The sequence below is a fragment of the Flavobacterium sp. FlaQc-28 genome (assembly GCF_044007415.1).
GTDB lineage: Bacteria > Bacteroidota > Bacteroidia > Flavobacteriales > Flavobacteriaceae > Flavobacterium.
In genome coordinates this window covers 1-19,134 of the sequence record NZ_JBIPCM010000015.1, presented here as the reverse complement: position 1 = coordinate 19,134, position 19,134 = coordinate 1, and the positions used below count along the sequence as shown (strand labels likewise).

15 protein-coding genes and 2 pseudogenes are annotated in these 19,134 nt (G+C 31.6%); 9 read left to right on the top strand and 8 right to left on the bottom strand.

Going from position 1 to position 19,134, the window contains the following annotated elements; all coding sequences use genetic code 11:
• The first annotated feature begins 138 nt into the window (after positions 1–138).
• Positions 139–600 carry a hypothetical protein gene (locus ACHRVL_RS22895; protein WP_395415580.1) on the top strand — a complete coding sequence of 154 codons (462 nt, stop codon included), beginning with the start codon at positions 139–141 and terminating at the stop codon, positions 598–600.
• 216 nt (positions 601–816) lie between these two features.
• Here the strand turns inward: ACHRVL_RS22895 and ACHRVL_RS22890 are convergent, their stop codons facing one another.
• The 5 genes from ACHRVL_RS22890 to ACHRVL_RS22870 all read right to left on the bottom strand — a co-directional run bounded on the left by ACHRVL_RS22890 (position 817) and on the right by ACHRVL_RS22870 (position 4,444).
• The gene (locus tag ACHRVL_RS22890; RefSeq protein WP_395415579.1) at positions 817–1,338 is read right to left on the bottom strand and encodes a hypothetical protein; all 522 of its coding nucleotides are present in this window, start codon (positions 1,336–1,338) and stop codon (positions 817–819) included.
• Between the two features lie 395 nt (positions 1,339–1,733).
• Complete coding sequence (locus tag ACHRVL_RS22885; protein WP_395415578.1) at positions 1,734–2,279, bottom strand: hypothetical protein; 546 nt, start codon at positions 2,277–2,279, stop codon at positions 1,734–1,736.
• A gap of 355 nt (positions 2,280–2,634) precedes the next feature.
• Positions 2,635–3,345, bottom strand: a complete 711-nt coding sequence (locus ACHRVL_RS22880; RefSeq protein ID WP_395415577.1) for a hypothetical protein — start codon at positions 3,343–3,345, stop codon at positions 2,635–2,637.
• Positions 3,346–3,433: 88 nt separating this feature from the next.
• Positions 3,434–3,799, bottom strand: a complete 366-nt coding sequence (locus ACHRVL_RS22875) for a hypothetical protein (protein ID WP_395415576.1) — start codon at positions 3,797–3,799, stop codon at positions 3,434–3,436.
• A gap of 102 nt (positions 3,800–3,901) precedes the next feature.
• Entirely contained in the window at positions 3,902–4,444 is a 543-nt protein-coding gene (locus tag ACHRVL_RS22870) for a hypothetical protein (protein ID WP_395415575.1), read from the bottom strand.
• A gap of 177 nt (positions 4,445–4,621) precedes the next feature.
• Between ACHRVL_RS22870 and ACHRVL_RS22865 the strand changes: the two genes are divergently transcribed.
• The 3 genes from ACHRVL_RS22865 to ACHRVL_RS22855 all read left to right on the top strand — a co-directional run bounded on the left by ACHRVL_RS22865 (position 4,622) and on the right by ACHRVL_RS22855 (position 6,123).
• Positions 4,622–4,858, top strand: a complete 237-nt coding sequence (locus tag ACHRVL_RS22865; RefSeq protein WP_395415574.1) for a helix-turn-helix domain-containing protein — start codon at positions 4,622–4,624, stop codon at positions 4,856–4,858.
• Positions 4,859–5,105: 247 nt separating this feature from the next.
• Positions 5,106–5,444: a hypothetical protein gene (locus ACHRVL_RS22860; RefSeq protein ID WP_395415573.1), complete on the top strand. Its 339-nt coding sequence runs from the start codon at positions 5,106–5,108 to the stop codon at positions 5,442–5,444.
• On the top strand, positions 5,404–6,123 hold the full coding sequence (locus ACHRVL_RS22855; protein WP_395415572.1) for a hypothetical protein: 720 nt from the start codon (positions 5,404–5,406) through the stop codon (positions 6,121–6,123). Before ACHRVL_RS22860 ends, ACHRVL_RS22855 begins: the two co-directional genes overlap by 41 nt.
• A 168-nt stretch (positions 6,124–6,291) precedes the next feature.
• Here ACHRVL_RS22855 and ACHRVL_RS22850 read toward each other — a convergent pair.
• A pseudogene (locus ACHRVL_RS22850) lies at positions 6,292–7,270 on the bottom strand (GntR family transcriptional regulator).
• 448 nt (positions 7,271–7,718) lie between these two features.
• Between ACHRVL_RS22850 and ACHRVL_RS22845 the strand changes: the two are divergent.
• The 5 genes and pseudogenes from ACHRVL_RS22845 to ACHRVL_RS22825 all read left to right on the top strand — a co-directional run bounded on the left by ACHRVL_RS22845 (position 7,719) and on the right by ACHRVL_RS22825 (position 17,059).
• Complete coding sequence (locus tag ACHRVL_RS22845) at positions 7,719–10,793, top strand: SusC/RagA family TonB-linked outer membrane protein (RefSeq protein WP_395415571.1); 3,075 nt, start codon at positions 7,719–7,721, stop codon at positions 10,791–10,793.
• 11 nt (positions 10,794–10,804) lie between these two features.
• Positions 10,805–12,322, top strand: coding sequence for a RagB/SusD family nutrient uptake outer membrane protein (locus ACHRVL_RS22840; protein ID WP_395415570.1), 1,518 nt, complete (start codon positions 10,805–10,807; stop codon positions 12,320–12,322).
• Between the two features lie 162 nt (positions 12,323–12,484).
• Positions 12,485–15,622 carry a glycoside hydrolase family 2 TIM barrel-domain containing protein gene (locus ACHRVL_RS22835; protein WP_034978760.1) on the top strand — a complete coding sequence of 1,046 codons (3,138 nt, stop codon included), beginning with the start codon at positions 12,485–12,487 and terminating at the stop codon, positions 15,620–15,622.
• Positions 15,623–15,650: 28 nt separating this feature from the next.
• Entirely contained in the window at positions 15,651–15,839 is a 189-nt protein-coding gene (locus ACHRVL_RS22830) for a hypothetical protein (RefSeq protein WP_395415569.1), read from the top strand.
• 45 nt (positions 15,840–15,884) lie between these two features.
• A pseudogene (locus ACHRVL_RS22825) lies at positions 15,885–17,059 on the top strand (IS3 family transposase).
• Between the two features lie 297 nt (positions 17,060–17,356).
• Here the strand turns inward: ACHRVL_RS22825 and ACHRVL_RS22820 are convergent.
• Positions 17,357–17,890, bottom strand: coding sequence for a GNAT family N-acetyltransferase (locus tag ACHRVL_RS22820; RefSeq protein WP_257682534.1), 534 nt, complete (start codon positions 17,888–17,890; stop codon positions 17,357–17,359).
• Positions 17,874–18,167 (bottom strand): DUF1778 domain-containing protein, encoded by a 294-nt coding sequence (locus tag ACHRVL_RS22815; RefSeq protein ID WP_257682535.1) that lies wholly within the window; start codon positions 18,165–18,167, stop codon positions 17,874–17,876. Before ACHRVL_RS22815 ends, ACHRVL_RS22820 begins: the two co-directional genes overlap by 17 nt.
• Positions 18,168–19,134 lie beyond the last annotated feature (967 nt).

Genomic DNA, 19,134 nt, shown 5'->3' with positions numbered 1-19,134 from the left:
AAAATAACTGTTCACTTTGCCCAGAATAAACTGTTCACTTTGCTCCGGAATGACTGTTCACTTTGCCCGGAATGGACTGTTCACTTTACTCCGGAATGAACTGTTCAGTTTGCTCCGGAATACCCAAAAGGTAAAGGATTGGCGATTATTGATGCAAAATGCTCACAACCTAAGCTACTATTGAATATTATGAAAGAAAAGGGAATAATTGACAAAAGATATGAAGAAGCGTTTCAATTAGATTTCTATAATTATTTAGTCCAGGATTTAAAACTTAAAAATAGAAAACAAGCCAAAAAACTATTTATGTATTTCTTAAATTCAAGAGAAGATGTCTTGATTTATAAAATACATAATTTGTTTCCTATTACATCAAAATTTATAGCAAATCTAAAAATCAAAAATTACAAAGATGTTTCTTCTTATTTACAAAGAGAAGAAAGTAAAATATGGATTGATGATTTACTTGAAAACATCCCGACTGATTTCGCTTTACCTATTCACGATTGTTTGATAGTAAGAGATAGAGAAGTTTATGAAATACTTGATTACTGCAAAAGCAAATATGAAAATATAGATTTCGAAATTTCTTCTTTATAATACTTAATTCAAAATTCTTTCACTAACAGCACAAAATATGATCAGAAAGTTACTTTGTGTATTTTACAAAACAACCTCCCAAAAAACGCTCTATTCACGCCAAAACAATAAAAAGCGATTTGATATTATTCAAATCGCTTTTTATTTTAGAATACTATTCATTTTTGTACTTCTACTTTTAATTCGATTACCCTCTAAGGATAGCTTATATAATAATTATAGACTGAGGTCTAACAAAGAGTCTATCTTTTTATTTCTAGTACTGCTAACAGATATTTTTTCTAAATTTTTATATAAAAACCATCTTAAACTGTTTAAACTCCATTCTGTATAATAATGATCGTAGAAAAAATCTATTATTTTTTTTTGTTTAGACAGAGTAAATGAAGTTTTAACGCCTAAATGGTAATTAATTTCATCTGTTGATAATTCGTCTTCAAACCAGTCCAATCTTTCCTTTTCGCTTTTCCCCAATAAAAATTGCAAATACTTTTGTTCAATTATTTCTTCCAGATTACACACTTTCCAAATTTTATCTTGCAATTCAAAATCATGAATCTTTGGATCAGGAGAAAAAAAAAATTGAGTTCCATTGAAAAGTTCATCACTCAAATTCTTATCCCATATCAATTCCTGATCCTGAAAACACTCTTTATGCAGCAAAACAAATTCATTTGCATCCATGTTTTCAAGTTCTTTCCTTAAATTTTCTAAAGCTCTTTTTTTTATTTCTTTCATATTTTATATATTTTATATTTTTAATTTGTTACTAATTTTTAAGCATCGAAATCCCGATTCACATGATGTAAATTTTAAAAATTGAATTGTAATACTTTGAATATTAAATCTCTAAATGATTCTTTAGAGATGTTGTATTTGATTTCTTTGGCAAAGATATACCGAAGAATTCTTTGAAAAAAATCATTTAAAATTTGGAAATATCGGATCTCAATAAAATCATTTTTAGTGTTGAGGTATGTATTTGTGATTGAGATATTTTAGATAAATGTTAAATTCTTATTTATTTTATTCAATTATGATCCTATAAAAAAGCGGAAAAATTTTCTCGTTTTTTGTAAATATTTTATCTTTAATTTTTCCAAAATCTAAAACTTCATAAGTGATGTATCTGTTTAGTCTTCATGAAAATACGTGCTTATATTATCAATTTGCTGTGAATTAACTATTTCATTTAGTATATATTCATCCTCCTCCTCAAAATCAGTGTGATTAAAGATTTCTATACAATATCCTATTATATTTTTATCCTCTCCGTCAACTACATTACAGAATTCACAATGAATTTCTTCACGATAATCTTTATAAACTTTTTTATCTATTAATTTAAGTAATAATTCACCTATAAGAAATTTTTCCTCAAATGATTTTTTATAAAACCAATCTGCCACATTAAATTTTTCAGGAACTTCAGTTTCAAAAAATAAAGAGATACGTAATTCTAGGTTTCCTGCTTCAAAAACAACAGCGTTGTCTGTAACTTGTCCCGTTTCTTTTCCTTTGTAGTACAACGATTCAACCTTAATATCTTTATTAAAGTTCTTTTTTGTTAAAAATTTCATTTGTTTCATTTGTTTCATTTGTTGTTTTTGTTGTTTTTTCTCTTTTCTCTTTTTACTTGAAAAAGCTTTTCTCAAATCTTCTGTTTTAATTTTTTTCATATTATTTATTTTTAATTTGTTACTAATTTTTAAACATAGAAATCCCGCTTCACATAACGCAAATTTTAAAAAACTGAATAGTAATGCTTTGAATTTTAAATCTCTAAATGATTGTTTAGAGATATTGTTTCTGATTTCCTTTGGCAAAGGTATAGCTAAGTTTCTTTGAAAAAATCATTTAAAAATTTTGAAATTTCGTACCTCAATAAAATGATTTTTAGTGTTGAAGCATGTCTTTATAGTTGAGGTGTTTTTGGGAAATGTTAAATTTCTATTTATTTTTTCTTCAATTATGAATTATGTTTCTATAAAAAAAGCGGGATAATTTTCCCGCTTTTTTATAAATATTTTGTCTTTAATTTTTCCAATAATTAAAATGTGGAATTTCTTTTTTTATACCATCTAAAACTTCATAAAGTCTTTCTTGAGAAAGTCCATCCAATCTCCAACCACCACCAATAGTCATATAAGAATTTGGCATACTAGTGGGTTGTGGTGAAGCATTTTTATGGGAAAACTCTTTTCCGTCAAAATAGTTTGTACTTACTGACACACTAAATGTTTCATTTGAGAATATTGTAATATCATAATCAATGATTCCTCTTTTGTTTTTGTACTCTTTGTAATTCTTAACAAACGTAATCTTAGCAATATTACTTTCTTCTATTTTCACATATTTATAAGTGTAAGGCTTTCCATTTTCAAAATTAATATCCTTGACAATTATGTATTCATTGCCTATTTTTTCTTTCACTATTTCGTTAATCAACCAACCGTTTTTATATGTATGTCTTCTAATTATCGTATCATGTTGATCTTTTGTTATGCAAATTCCTGTATATAGCTCTTTGCTATCTTTTTTTGTTACTCCCTTGATAATATATGGGTCTTCTAAACTTCCAATATCCCATGAATCTTCATCTGTAAGTTCTGAGCAATTGCAATGTGTAACAACATCATCTATTTGTTTGGCAGAATTTTCATTTTCTTTATCTGCACCTTTTCCTTCACAAGAAAACAGAAGGACACTAAAAATTAAAGTCGATAAAATTTTTATCATTTTCATATTTAAAAATTTAATTGTTTTCTACTCTTTAGGTTTTTCGATTACACCTCGTTTTTGTTTTGGTTTCTGAACTCCAACTTCTAATTGACTAATAATTAAATGTCAGTTCAAAACGATTCCCTTTTTTCTTAAAACAGTAAATTCTATTGCTTCCACTGTCTGTATCAATAGCTTCAAACCGATATTCAATATTTCTTGTAATCTCTTTTGCAGATGTTTCATCATAATAGAATTCTTTTGCACCTCCCTCATTTACATTAAAAGATAATTTCCCTTTTATTGCTTTAACATTTACATAGAAAGTTGGATTTGAATCTTTAAGCTTCATTTTTACTGCATAAGCGTCTACAAATATTTCGCGATTGATTGCATGTTTCTTGCTTTTATCAACGATTTCGATTATTCCTGATTTAATAGGATGTAAACTAATATATAAACAAATTGATATTAGCATAAGCATTAGTAACAATAGTCTACTGTGTTGCTTCATATTCTAGAAGTTATAGTTGTTTTTGCTCGCTAGGTTTTAAGATTATAGTTTTTTTAAGAATGGAACCTAATAATTAAATTTTAGTTCGAAACGATTGCCTTTTTTCTTAAAATGATATGTGCGAATATTTCCGCTATCTAAATTATTAGCCTTGAAGTCGTATTGGATATACTTTTGAATCTCTTTAACTGATGTTTCTTCGTAATAAGAGTTTATTGAACCACCCTCATTCACAATAAATTGCAACTTCCCTTTTACTATGCTAACGTTAGCGTAAAAAGTAGAATTCATTCCCTCAATATTCATTTTTACAGTGTAATTGCCGATAAATTGTTTTCTATTAATAATTGACTTATTTAGGCTTGCAGTCGTTTGACTCTTGCTATTGATAGCTTCCCATCCATTCTCAGTCTTTACCATACCGAGATTATTCCCTGATGCTGTTAACTGAACTTCATCTTCTCCTTGAAATTCAGATTCAGTGTATTCTTCATTAGGAGCGCTCTCTGATAGCTCTTGTTTATTTGTCTCTTTCTCAGTTTTAGTAGAAGATGATGATTGAGCGTATGCCATACTGTTTATAGATAGTAATAGCATAATAGTTTTCATTGAGTGTGAATAGATTTTCATAGTAATGATTTGTTTTAGTGTCCTATATTCTTTGGTTAGTATGTAACTATTATGTAGGCAAATATATAAAAAACATGTTCAACTAATCATGTATGATTAGGTAGATGATCAATAATTAAAGGATTTTTACATTATTAATCACCAATCTTTAAAAGTTTGATTTATACCAAGGATCAAGAGTACCTAAAAAAATTCGGAAAGCATCTAAAAAAGATACGGGAAGAAAAAGGTATGTCCCAAGAGCAACTTGCTAACTTGGCTGAGGTTTCTTTGCCTCAGATTACGAGAATCGAACACGGTACGATTAATTCAACGATATGTACCATTAAATCTTTAGCTAATGGCTTAGGAGTTGAAACGGCTTTGTTGTTTGGATTTGAAAGCAAAACTTGAATGTTTGAAAAACCTTCTTAATAACATTTTTTTAATCTTTAATACCAAACTAATTTCTAATGTTTGGATATGTTTTAATAGTTGAGATATTTTTGACTATTGTTATCTATTTTATTTTACACTTCGGTTTTTTCCTATATATTTGAGAAAAATAAACTGTTATAAACTTTAATTTGATTAGATAAGTGAAATTTAAGCGTATATATAAGTTAGCCAATGTTTAGTTAAACGACCTCTGATAATCGACATGCCAGTAATTAAAAATTCGGAAGATTTAGATTATGATTATTTAGAACGACTGTATGAAAATAAAGTTTTTGAAATTTATATTCCTACAGAAATAAGTTCAAGAAGGTATGAAGAAATTAAGGTTTCTAGTGACAAGCTTACATTTAAATTAATAGACAAAATTCAAAGAGATTTAGTTTGCCTAGTACATGGCGAGATAAATACTTATCATAATATAGAATATTTTGAAATAGTTTGGAGTTATTCTAAATTTCCTAAACAAGGTTATTTAACATATTTATTTGAGCTTCTGATATATGAATTTAACTACAGAAAAGAGATATTACAACGTATCTAGGGGAATTTGCAAAAAGTATAAATTCCTAATTAATATTACCAAAGGAGTTGTTGAAGAAATAAACTTCGATAATAATAGAAAATATCGATGGTATTCCATCATTGAGAGTTCAATGGCTGAACTTGGTTATGTTGGTAAAATTTCAAGAGATACTTTTGGACGAAGAGTACATCATCCAGTAATTCCAATTTATAAAGAAGACCTCAAAAACAAAGGATTCGCAATTATAGATGCGAAATGCTCACAACCTAAATTACTCTTGAATATTATGAAAGAAAAGGGTGTAATTGATAAGAATTATGAAGTTGCATTTGAAGTAGATTTCTATAACTATTTAGTTCAAAATTTGAATCTAACTAATCGACAACAAGCAAAAGATTTATTTATGTATTTCTTAAATTCAAGTGGGTATGTTCCTGATTATAAAATCCATATTTTATTTCCAGTTGTATCAAAATTCATTAGAACTTTAAAAACTAAAAATTATAAAGATGCTGCGTCATTTCTTCAACGGGAAGAAAGTAAAATTTGGATTGATGATTTATTAGAAAATATACCAACTAATTTTGCTTTACCTATTCACGATTGCTTATTAGTCAGAGATAAAGAAGTTTATGAAATACTTGATTACTGCAAAAGCAAATACAAGAACATAGATTTTGAGATTTCTTATTTGTGAGGTCTTAACTAACAGAATATCTGGTTTAATAAAAAAAAACATATTATTTCAAAAAACGACTATAAATTTTTATTTATATTTGCCAATATGTGACAAGTCAATAAATAAACAATGAATAGTCAATTCGGAAATAAAATTAGAATATTAAGAGAAGAGCAAAAGATGCTATTACGCGCTTTTGTTTTCTATTTGTTCTTTTTTTCCTTTCAGAATCATTTGAGCCAGAATCTTTCCCATCGCTTCAAAATTTGTCGAAATGGTTGTAATTCCGTTTGCGACAATTTTTTTTAATGGGGTTTCATTATAGGAAATAATTCCAAAATCATTCCCTAATTCTAGGTCTTGAAGGTTTGCTTTTTCGATTACCCGAACCAAATCCCGGTCACTCGGAATCACATAAACTTCGCCTTTATTTATTTCCCGATTCTTAAATTCAGTGATGATTTCATAATCAAATTCAAAATTGGCACAAAAATTCTCGAATCCAATTTTCATTCCTAAAGGTTCCCGGAATCCTGGGAAAATCATAATAAGTTTTTCGTATTTATTTAATCTGGATTTTCCTTTTACCAAGCCTTCATAGATGTCTTTTTTATGATTTTGATATACGGCGGGAAAGGAATTTAGTTCAGGATTAGTCTGATCTAAGATATAAACGTCATTTACTGGTAGGGTTTCAATAAATGGTGGCGGCTCCAATTAAATTGGTTGGCATGATGATGTATTTCGTGTAGTTACCGTTACTGTCGTTTATTAGTTTCTGGAAAACTTGGGTGTTGAAATTATGAAAGAAAATGTCCACCTGAACATCTTTTCCAATGTTTTCTAAAAAGGAATTATAGAGGTCTTCTTTGAAAATATTTAACTCATCGAAAAGTAGAAATATCCGTTGTTTTATTCTCACTTCGGTACTTTTTACATAGTACCCTTTCCCAAGAATAGCGTAGATTATTCCCCTTTTTTTCAATTCTTCATAGGCCTGTAAAACGGTATCACGGGACAAGGAAAATTCCAGACATACTTTGTTTATGGAGGGGAGTTTTTCGTTTTTTTTTAAATGGCCTTCCTCAATCGTTTTCTCTATCGATAAAATGATCTGTTTGTACTTTGGGACACCCTGATTATTCTGAATATTTATGATTTTCATGAGTAAGCTTTTTTGCAAATATACAAAAACCGGTAGGTACCGGTAGGTTATATTTAACTTTTATTTTACTTTTGATTTTTAATATTTCGTAAATAATTAATGTAAAAAAAACACATGTCATATTTAATGTCTAATTTTTTACATAAATAATTTGATTTTACGTCTAATAGAGGAGGTATTTGTTTTTTAGAATTTGCTAACGAAAATGAAATTAAATAGTGGACTCTTGATCATTTTGGTCCTGATGTTTTACAAGAATAATAGAATGTACAGTATAAAAATTTACTTTAAAGGAAATAAAGAATAGTAATAATTCCGAATGAATTGATTTCGAGCTCAATTTCAATTTCCTTCTCTAGCAAAGAAGGCTGTTGTTTTTGTGTCTTTTCAAGAATAAATAAATGTCCAAAAAAAATTATTAACCAAACCAATTAAAAAAAATGAATTTATGAAAGCCAAAAAAAACGTAAATCAGTTGTTAAGGATTAAGGCATTCTTAACATCTAAACTGACCCTGTCAATAATTATTTTGACGTCGTGTATTAGTTTGCAGGCTCAAAACACTATCACAGGATCTGTAGTAGATCAAAAAACATCACAAACCGTAATTGGCGCTTCGGTGGCTGTCAAAGGAACTGCCAATGCAACCATGACTGACGGTGATGGAAATTTTAAATTAAATGTAGCTGACCCTAATGCTACGCTAGTTTTTACTTACATTGGATATACTAAAGTAGAAGAAGCTATTGCGGGTAGAAAAGTAGTTAATGTTTCACTTAAAGAAGAAAATAATACTTTAGATGAAGTAGTGGTAATTGGATACGGAACTGTTAAGAAAAGTGATTTGACAGGAGCCGTTGGAGGATTAAAAGCTGCACAATTGGATTCTCAAAGTAATACAAATTTAGGGAGTGCAATACAAGGTAAAATTGCCGGTGTTACCGTAGAGTCTGCTGGTGGTGCCCCAGGTTCTGGAACCAGAATTCAGATTAGAGGTGCAGGATCATTAAACAATAACAATCCTTTGATATTAGTTGATGATATTGCTGTTGGCTCAATGAATAACCTTAACCCTAATGACATCGAATCAATTCAAGTTTTGAAAGATGCTTCTGCGGCCGCAATTTATGGCTCAAGAGCTGCAAATGGTGTAATTTTGATTACTACTAAAAGCGGGAAAAAAGGAGAAATGAAAGTGAGTTTTGATTCATTTTACGGAATCGCCAGTGTGACTAAAAAACTTGATTTATTAAATCAAGAACAATGGGCAAAAGTGAGTAATGCAGCATATAGTGCAGCAGGAAAAGCACCATTGGACATTGCATTAAATCCTCAGGTTCCTGGTGCAGGAATTAATTGGCAGAATGAAATTTTCAGAGATGCTCCTACACAAAACTATTCATTAGGACTTTCTGGAGGTTCAGATAATTTAAAATACAACATGTCTTTGAGCTACTTTAATCAAGAAGGAGTTATAAAGGAAACTAATTATGACCGTGTTAACTTAAGAGTTAAATCGGATTATAAAAAGGGTATTTTTAAAATTGGAGAAACAGTAATGTTGACCAAAGAAAAAAGAAATGATTTACCAGGAATACCAGGACAAGGAAGAAATATTCTTGGAGCTGCTATTTCTATGCTTCCAGGATTTGCAATTTACAATGAAAATGCAGTAGGCGGATATGGTGGAGCATCAGGTGCAGTTACGGATATATTCAATCCAGTAGCGGCTTTGAACCTTTTTGATGTTAAAAATGATTACTACCAAGCATTGATTAATACGTATGCTGAAGCAAGTTTCTTTGACGGTTTTAAATATAAATTAAATGTAGGGGTAACTGCTTCTGAACATAAAAGTTATAACTATACGCCTCGTTATGAAGTGGGAGGATTCTTCAAGAATTTGAAAAACACTTTAGCGGAAGGAAGTGAGTTAAACCAATACTATCAAATAGAAAATACTTTAAACTATTCTAAAAAATTTGGTAAACATTCGGTAAACTTATTGGTAGGACATACTATTTATGAAAATAATTTCCGTTCTATTTCAGGTTCTGTTCAAGGTATGCCTGATGGTATATTTGTTTTGGCAGGTGCTGAACAGCCAGCTATTTCAGGGTATGCTACTGAGAATAAATTGATTTCTTATCTTGGACGTGCGATATATTCTTACGATAATAAATATATCCTTACGGCAACTTTTAGACGTGATGGTTCTTCTCGTTTTAGTCCAGAAAATAAATGGGGAAATTTCCCTTCTATATCTGCAGCATGGGGAATAGGAAAAGAAGATTTTTTCAAAAACCTAAACTTGCCTGTATCTGAATTCAAGTTACGTACAAGTTATGGTGTATTAGGAAATCAAGAAATTGGAGATTACCAGTATCTTGGGTCAATCACATCAGGTATAAGTTATGGTACAGGAGAGCCAAATACACTTTGGATTGGTAATATCCAAACTGATTATCCTGCGATTGGGTTAAAATGGGAATCAACAACAACAGCCAATGTTGGTTTTGATTTAGGTTTATGGAATGGTAAATTAGATTATACTTTTGATTATTTCCAAAAAAACACTTCTGATTTACTTTTACGTGTGCCAATTCCATTGTCAGTAGGTTCTAGTAATGACCCTTATACTAATGCAGGTAAGGTTTCAAATAAAGGTTTTGAGATGGGTTTAACGCTTAATCAAAAAGTTGGAGAAGTTAATTTCTCTATAACTTCTAATATTTCAAGTGTAAAAAACCGTGTTGAAGAATTGAGCACTGGAAGTCAGATTCTTGCAGGTTCTAGTGGTTCATTTCACGGATCAGCAGTGACTTACAGTAAAGTAGGATATCCTATTTATTCTTTTTTCCTTGTTAAAACTGACGGTTTATTCAGAACACAAGAGGAATTGGATGCACATAGTGTAAATGGAAATCCTATTCAGCCAAGAGCTCAAATAGGTGACATTAGATATGTTGATTTTAATGGAGATGGAAAAATTGATGCTGGAGACAGACAATTTAGAGGAAGTGCTTTTCCTGATTTTGAATACGGATTCCGTCTTCAAGCAGATTGGAAAGGAATTGATATGACTCTTGCTCTTCAAGGAGTTCAAGGAAATGAAATATATAATGGAAATAATACGGACTTGGCAACAGTAAAAGCAAATACAAATTATGCCAGTTCAACGTTAAATTCATTTACTTTTAATCCAAACTCAAATTTTCCAAGATTAAATATTGATGATCCAAATGATAATGGTGCTGATTACTCCGATCGTTTTCTTGAAAATGGATCTTATCTTAGACTAAAAACGATTCAATTAGGATATACATTTCCTAATGACTTAAGTCAAAAATTAGCAATTGACAAATGTCGATTCTACGTTGCAGGCGATAATCTTTTTACTGCTACTAAATACACAGGATACAATCCAGATGTTTCGGCTGATGGACTTGGAGGTAGAGGAATCGATTATAAATCGTATCCATTAAGCAAGACTATTATTTTTGGTATGCAACTTAACTTTTAAATCAACGAAAAATGAAAAAGAAATTAATTATATTATATTTTGTAGGAGGACTAGCTTTATTTAGTTCTTGTTCAGATAACTTAGAATTACAAAACCCTAGTAAAGTAACAACCGGTTCTTTCTGGCAAACTCCTGAGGATTTGGAGTCTGGATTAGCGACTGTTTATAATGTATTAGTAGATAACAATAACGCAGGTTATTGGGAAATACAAGCAATGCAGTTGAAAGAAAACAGAACCGAAAACTTTGTTGCAAGAAATGATGTTCCAGGTCGTTATGCTGTTTCCAGTTATAAAAACACACCTAGTACAAGCGAAACTACCGGGATGTATAAAGCGATGTATATTGGTATATTTCGTGCTAATCAAGTAATTAATTATGCTCCTCAAATCAAGAATATTGATGAAACAAAAAGAGCGCAAATAGTTGCTGAGGCTACGTTTCTTAGAGGATTGAATTATTTTAATTTGGTAAATGAATTTGGAAGTGTGCCAATTTTCACTGATTTAGTAAAAGAATCAGCAGATTATTTTAAAGAAAAATCAACAGAAGAGGAAGTATGGAAACAAGTAATTGCTGATTTTCAAGCGGCTGCAACAAGTCCACTACCTGAAATCTATCCTTCCGCTTTAAAAGGCAGAGTAACTAAAAATACGGCAATCGCTTACCTTGGAAAATCGTATTTGTATTTAAAAGATTGGGCAAAAGCTGAAGAGCAATTTTCTAAACTGGTAAATAACGAATCAGCAAATGGATTTGGACTTTTAGATGATTATGCACAATTATTTGATGGCAAACACGAAAACAGTAAAGAATCAGTGTTTGAAATTCAATTCAGCAGACAAGGTGGTGCTACAATTTGGGGTGGAAATCCATCCGAAAGAACTAGAGCAACTACTATGGCACAAGAATTAGCGCCAGGTGAAGTTGGAGGTTGGTTTGAGTTGTTGCCTACGAAAGTATTATTGGATGCGATGACTAAGGAAAAAACAGCTGACAATAATTTTGATCCTAGAGCTCTTGCTACTTTGGCTTGGAACTATCCGGGTAGTACCTATTATAATTCTGATTTTGCAACAAAGTTTGGAGCTAATGCTATTTGGATTAGAAAAAACCAAAACTGGTGGAATAATGATGAAGGGGATTGGAAATCAGAATTGAATGAATATGCAATGCGTTATGCAGATGTGCTTTTAATGCTTGCTGAAGCAAAAACAATGCAAGGAAAAGTTGCTGAAGCGATACCTTTAGTAAAAAGAATAAGAGACAGAGCGAAATTAGCTGTTATTCCAATGACTGGATGGAATCAAACCCAAATGATGGATGAGATTATGCACCAAAGAAATATTGAATTTGCTCGTGAAGGGATTCACTGGTATGATTTAAGAAGATGGGGTACTTTAGAAAAAGTAATCAAAGCTAGTCAAGTAGGTGGCTATCTTAATTATTCAGCTAAATACAACTACTTTCCTATTCCGGAAAGTGAGTTGAATAACAACCCAAAAATGACACAAAATGCCAATTGGTAATATGGGTTATACCTTTTAATTAATAAAGATTAAAATAAGAACTTGACAAATGGTTAATGCGTTGTACGTAACGAATTAATCATTTGTCATCTCTTATAAACATCAGGTAGCTTTAAGTTAAGTTTATCAGATAAAAATAATTCATTTTTAAATTCATTATATATGAAAAAAGTAACAATTTTATCCTGTATTTTCACCTTTATTTCTTTGGTTGTGTCAGCACAAGAAAAGCCAACGACTAATGATTGGGAAAATCCAGCTATATTTCAGATTAATAGAGAACCTGCCAGAGCGGCATTTTTGCCTTATGCTGATGAATCTTCTGCTATTGCTGATGATTATACGCGCTCTCCTTGGTTTCTGACTTTAGACGGAAAGTGGAAATTTAATTGGTCACCGACACCAGCTGAACGTCCAATGGATTTCTATAAAACAGATTTCAATGCTACCAATTGGAAAGAAATTGCAGTACCGTCAAACTGGGAATTAGATGGATATGGAATTCCTATTTATACTAATATTACGTATCCATTTGTCAAAAATCCACCGTTTATTAATCATGCGGATAATCCAGTGGGGTCTTACCGACGTGCTTTCGAGTTGCCAGAAAACTGGAACGGACGCCGTGTTTACCTTCATTTTGAAGCAGGAACTTCAGCGATGTATATTTGGGTAAATGGAGAAAAAGTAGGATATAGTGAAAATACAAAAAGTCCAACAGAATTTGATATTACTAAATATGTAAAAGCCGGTAAAAATCAAGTTGCTGTTGAGGTGTACCGTTGGAGTGATGGTTCCTATTTAGAGGATCAAGATTTTTGGCGTTTGTCAGGAATTGATCGCGATGTTTATCTTTATAGTACAACTAATACCCGTATTGCTGATTTCTTTGCGCGCCCTGATCTTGATGCTTCCTATAAAAACGGTAGCCTGTCTGTTGATGTTAAATTGAAAAACATGAATGCGGTTGCTAAAAACAATCAGATTGTTGAAGCTAAATTAGTAGACGCAAACGGGAAAGAAGTTTTTAAGAAAACAATAAAAATTAATGTTGGAGCTAATTCATTTGAATCAACCACTTTTGCACAAAATGTCTCCGCACCTAAATTATGGAGTAATGAAACACCAAATCTTTATTCTTTATTGCTTACGCTAAAGGATGAAAATGGAAAGTTTATTGAAACAGTTGCTACACAAATCGGTTTCCGAAAAGTAGAATTGAAAAACGGACAATTATTAGTTAATGGGGTTAGAATTATGGTTCATGGTGTCAATATACATGAACATAATCCTAAAACAGGACATTATCAGGATAAAGAAACCATGATGAAAGATATTAAGTTAATGAAACAACTTAATATTAATGCGGTACGTTGCAGTCATTATCCAAATAACTTAATGTGGGTTAAATTATGCAATAAATATGGTTTGTTCTTAGTAGACGAGGCTAATATTGAAAGCCATGGGATGGGAGCTGAATTGCAAGGTTCTTTTGATAAAACAAAACATCCTGCTTATCTTCCGGAGTGGAAAGCTGCTCACATGGATCGTATTTACAGCTTGGTAGAACGAGATAAAAATCAACCTTCTGTTATTCTTTGGTCTTTAGGGAATGAATGTGGGAATGGACCTGTTTTTCATGAAGCTTACAAATGGATAAAGAACAGAGATAACACACGATTGGTTCAATTTGAGCAAGCTGGTGAGGAAGAAAATACCGATGTGGTTTGCCCGATGTATCCAAGTATGGATTATATGAGAGAGTATGCTAAACGCAAAGACGTGAAACGTCCTTTTATTATGTGTGAGTACTCGCATGCTATGGGTAATAGTAGTGGTAATTTTCAGGAATACTGGGATATTATTCGCGGCAGTAATAATATGCAGGGAGGATTTATCTGGGATTGGGTAGATCAAGGATTTGAGATGACTGATGAAGTGGGACGTAAATATTGGTCGTACGGTGGAGATATGGGAAGTCAACATTACACCAATGATGAAAATTTTTGTCACAACGGATTAGTTTGGCCTGACCGCACGCCTCACCCGGGTGCTTTTGAAGTAAAAAAAGTATATCAGGATATTTTGTTCACAGGGGTTGATTTGAAACAAGGAATTATTGAGGTGGAAAACGGATTTGGGTATACCAATCTAGACCAATACCTTTTTAAATATGAGGTTTTAGAAAACGGATTAGTTATCAAGACAGGCACTGTTGATATAAAACTTGAGCCGCAATCCAAGAAACAAGTGCAACTTGAATTGCCAAAATTATCATCAAAAGACGGAGTTGAATATCTTTTGAATATTTATGCTTACACAAAAAATGGTACCGAAGTTTTGCCTCAAAATTTTGAAGTTGCCAGAGAACAGTTTTCAATTAGTGAGAGTAAATATTTTGTAAAAGCAGTTAGTAATAAGGGATCGAAACCTGCAGTTAAAGAAACTAAAGATTGGATTACGCTAAATGCGTCTGGTGTTGAAGTGACGATAAACAAAAGCACTGGTCTGATTCAAGATTACAAATCAAACGGAGAACGTTTTTTCAATCAATTACCGGTTCCTAATTTTTGGCGTGCACCAACCGATAATGATTTTGGAAATAATATGCAGGTGGCAAGTAATGTATGGAGAACCGTGGGAAGAATCAGTAGTTTGAACTCCATTGAGGTCAAAGAAGAGTCTGGAAAAACAACTGTTGTGGCTACTCTTTTCTTAGGCGATGTAGCGTCAACGTATACGATTGTTTATACAATGAACTCAGATGGAAGTTTAACGATGGTAAATACATTCAAGGCAGGAAGTAATCCATTGTCTGAAATGCCTCGTTTTGGGATGCTATTTTCTCTTAAGAAAGAACTTGATAATTTCAGTTATTATGGTAGAGGGCCTTGGGAAAATTATCAGGATAGAAATACTTCATCATTGAAAGGGATTTATCAAAGTAAGGTTGCCGATCAATATGTTCCCTACACGCGTCCTCAGGAAAATGGATATAAAACAGATGTTCGTTGGTTAACACTTACAAATAATTCAGGAAACGGAATTGAAATTGAAGGTTTGCAGCCTTTAGGTGTAAGTGCTCTTCATAATTATCCTGAAGATTTTGATCCGGGTTTAACTAAGAAATACCGTCATACCAGTGATATCACTCCTCGTAAAGAGGTTGTAATTTGTGTTGATTTAGCGCAAAGAGGTGTGGGTGGAGATAATAGTTGGGGAGCTTTGCCTCACGAACAATATCAATTGAAAAATAAAGAGTACAGCTACGGTTTTGTTATTAAACCTAAAAAGAATTAATGTCAAAAAATGACAGAACCCGATAAAGATGATGACATTTAAAACAAGAATTATGAAAGAAAAACTAGAATCCTATTTTAATAACAAATACATGTTCACTTTATGTTTCGTCATAAGTGTCATCAATCTGTCGGCTCAGAAAGTAACTATTCCTATTGCAACTGACAGCAATCTTATTCTATTGCAAACGGATGCTTCTAATGTGTGGATGTGCTAACTTAGCATGGAGTTCTAGTTAAGAACTAAATCTTAACTTTAGAGCATGAAAGAGAATCGTAAAACTTATGACCGCAATTTTAAAGAGAAAGCTGTCCAATTAAGTTATGAAAGAGATAATATCTCACAATTAGCGAAGGAACTTGGAATAACAGCACCTTTGCTTTACAAATGGCGTCAGGATTACCAAGAATTTGGAACAGGAAGTTTTCCTGGGAAAGGAAAATTAAAACTTAGCCCTGAACAGGAAAAAATCCATGAGCTTGAAAAAAAATTAAAAGAAACAGAATTAGAACGTGATATTCTAAAAAAGGCTATAAGCATCTTTTCCAAGGGAGGTCGATGATTTATCTTTTCATAAAAGACCATGAAAAAATATATTCTATTGAAAAGATGTGCAAAGTTTTAAAAGTAAGTCCAAGCAGCTATTATAATTGGAAGCGACAGATTCTATCAGAAAGACAGAGGAAGACTGCTCTGATTAAAGAAGAAATTACGTCAATATACTTTAATGCTAAACAGCGATATGGAAGCCCAAGAATTACTCTGGAACTCCAAAGCCAAGGATATCAGATATCCAGAATAACTGTAGCTAAATACATGAAGCAGTTAGGATTGTACAGTAAATTAAGTAAAAAATTCAAAGTAACAACCAATTCAAAACATAATCATTTTGTTGTGCCAAATATCCTGAAAAGAGAATTTACGGCAACAGAACCAGCAAAGGCATGGGTTTCAGATATCACCTATATACAGACAAAGGATGGATTTTTATATCTGACCATCATTTTAGATTTATTTGACAGAAAGATAGTCGGCTGGAGTTTAAGCAATGGACTAAGTACAAAACAAACTACAATGATGGCTTGGAAAATGGCAGTCAAGAATAGAACAATTGCAAATGAATTAATATTCCATTCTGACCGAGGCATCCAATATGCCAATAAAAAATTTGCTGATGTATTGGACTCTTATAAAAGTATCACAAGAAGTATGAGCCGTAAAGGAGACTGCTGGGATAATGCGGTTGCTGAAAGTTTTTTCAAATCTTTAAAAACGGAATTGGTTTATGGAAGTAAATTAATTTCTAGAGAACAGATGGAACTTGAAATTTTTGAATACATCGAAATTTGGTACAATAAAAAAAGAAGACATTCGGCTTTGAACTATAAAACAATTGAAGAATTTAATAAACTAACTAATTATAAAAATGTAGCTTAACTTTTTCTCCAGTTTTTGTTTGCATATCCACTTTGCCTAACATACTAAACACGAGAGGGGATAAAGTGTATTTTCAAACTTAATCATAATTTTTAGATGGAGAATGGGTAGAGCAAACAAAGAAGCCGTAAATGATGTATTCATAAAAAAGTCCGAAAAAAATTTGATTTAAAAGTTAGAATGTAAAAAAATCCTAGATACTATCCTCCCGTCGTATCCCTCCAGTTTTTATGTTATGCAGTATTTAAATTTAGATAAATTTAAAAGGCAACCTATAGGTTGCCTTTTAAACTAAACTTACTTTTCAGTATCTTCTGATTCTTCATCAGGAATTAAACTTTTGATTGTTTCAATTGGCAGAAACATTTTCCCAGTGCTTGGTATCAATATAAAACCATAGCAATTATAGAAATCAATTGCATCTTGGTCTAATGGGTCAACTACTACTGCTCGAATTGCCAAGGTCTTTGAATGTACCACACATTTTTTTAATGCATCAAATAAAAGAATTTCTCCTAATCCTTTTCCCTGTTCCCTCTTATCCATAGCTATCCTGCCAAGTAAGGCTATAGGTATGCTATATGTTTTAGGCACTCTTTTAGTTAACTCAGCAGGAAAATCATCTAATGGAATTGAACCGCTTGACAGCGTATAATATCCAAGTACCTTAGTTGAATCTGCATCTTTGTCTGTTAATACATGACAGACGGATAATAATTTTTGGGCATCCTGCCCCGCTTGCTTGTGAAAATAATCATCTAATAATTCTTTGCCACATTTAAACTCTTTCCTCTTGTGCTCCTTTGAAAGGATTTCAATCTTTAAATTCATTGTTACTGATAAATTTAGTATGGTTCGCTTGAGCCCTCTTAAGTTTATCATTAGCCTTCGGTGGATTTATAATCGCATCTATAAATATCTTTTTGTCCTCTATGGTCTTTAAAACGGTTTCATTGTCTTTAATGATCTTGTTTGCTTCTGCGTTTACACAATAGATTACAAATTCTGATAGATTTTTAAATCCTCTCAGGACTGATGCGTGCTTAATCAACTCCTTATGTTCTTTACTGATACGAACATCGATTCGGTCGTTAATGGTTACCGACATAATCATTCATGTTAAATATGGTTCTACAATTTTGCTATTTTCTTGGTTTAATTTGATTTGGATATTTAATAGTATCTGTTTCTTTATTATTCTTTTTAGAGTTAATTATTCTTTTAATGATAAGTTTTAAATTTGTCTAATGATGCTGTCTTTATTTCTCTTATGAATTTATAGTAATTTATTTTATACTACTTCTTTGTTATTTCCTGAGTTGATATTATTGACATTCATTAAACTTGTTTCCGAACCTCTTTAGTCCTTTAAAGAGTTAGAGTTCGTATCAGTTCTGCAAATGTACGCTTTTTATACGTACAATGCAAGTGCTGCAATTATTATTTATTTTTCATCCATTACTCTTCATGCTTTTTGCATCTATTCTATTGTTTGTTGTTATTATGTTTATTGTGTAATTTTTAATGCTATAAAAAAGTACAATAAGTTCAATTTAACTCTTAACTTCAGCTAAAAAAAATCGATAAGCAAGCTTTTAACTTAAGTAGTAACTATAATTACTAAGGTGTTCAACTGTCGAACACCTTGCGCTATTCTTATAGAATAACTTTTAATAAAAAAAGGTGAGTTTTACCAAAAAAATATTCAAAATATAAAAATGAGTATAAATTCTAACACAAGATCATTTTCTAAAAATCCCTTTAAAAATAAGGTTTCAGGGCTTTTTTGTAAGCTTATCTATAAACATTAATATGGGAATTAGGTGTTCAATTGAGATCCCCTTAATTCCACAAAAAAGCCTGCGAACTCAATGTTTACAGGCTTTTTATTTTTTAGTTGACAATTTAGTTGATATTTAATTGTTAATAAAAAAGCTTTCACTGCCTCTGGAAAAAGCGGTCAAATTGACCATACCTTTTCAGTCTAAAGTGACCACCCGATTCGGAGCAAACTGATCACCTAATTTCAATTTAAACTGAGCACCTGTTTTCGTTGCAAAGTGACCACCAAAAAA

Excerpts from the sequence above, each read along its gene's own strand:
- ACHRVL_RS22815 (WP_257682535.1), bottom strand. The coding sequence starts at position 18,167 with ATGTCGGTAACCATTAACGACCGAATCGATGTTCGTATCAGTAAAGAA.
- ACHRVL_RS22875 (WP_395415576.1), bottom strand. The coding sequence starts at position 3,799 with ATGCTAATATCAATTTGTTTATATATTAGTTTACATCCTATTAAATCA.
- ACHRVL_RS22885 (WP_395415578.1), bottom strand. The coding sequence starts at position 2,279 with ATGAAAAAAATTAAAACAGAAGATTTGAGAAAAGCTTTTTCAAGTAAA.
- ACHRVL_RS22880 (WP_395415577.1), bottom strand. The coding sequence starts at position 3,345 with ATGAAAATGATAAAAATTTTATCGACTTTAATTTTTAGTGTCCTTCTG.
- ACHRVL_RS22840 (WP_395415570.1), top strand. The coding sequence starts at position 10,805 with ATGAAAAAGAAATTAATTATATTATATTTTGTAGGAGGACTAGCTTTA.
- ACHRVL_RS22860 (WP_395415573.1), top strand. The coding sequence starts at position 5,106 with ATGCCAGTAATTAAAAATTCGGAAGATTTAGATTATGATTATTTAGAA.
- ACHRVL_RS22830 (WP_395415569.1), top strand. The coding sequence starts at position 15,651 with ATGATGACATTTAAAACAAGAATTATGAAAGAAAAACTAGAATCCTAT.
- ACHRVL_RS22845 (WP_395415571.1), top strand. The coding sequence starts at position 7,719 with ATGAAAGCCAAAAAAAACGTAAATCAGTTGTTAAGGATTAAGGCATTC.
- ACHRVL_RS22835 (WP_034978760.1), top strand. The coding sequence starts at position 12,485 with ATGAAAAAAGTAACAATTTTATCCTGTATTTTCACCTTTATTTCTTTG.
- ACHRVL_RS22890 (WP_395415579.1), bottom strand. The coding sequence starts at position 1,338 with ATGAAAGAAATAAAAAAAAGAGCTTTAGAAAATTTAAGGAAAGAACTT.
- ACHRVL_RS22855 (WP_395415572.1), top strand. The coding sequence starts at position 5,404 with ATGAATTTAACTACAGAAAAGAGATATTACAACGTATCTAGGGGAATT.
- ACHRVL_RS22870 (WP_395415575.1), bottom strand. The coding sequence starts at position 4,444 with ATGAAAACTATTATGCTATTACTATCTATAAACAGTATGGCATACGCT.
- ACHRVL_RS22820 (WP_257682534.1), bottom strand. The coding sequence starts at position 17,890 with ATGAATTTAAAGATTGAAATCCTTTCAAAGGAGCACAAGAGGAAAGAG.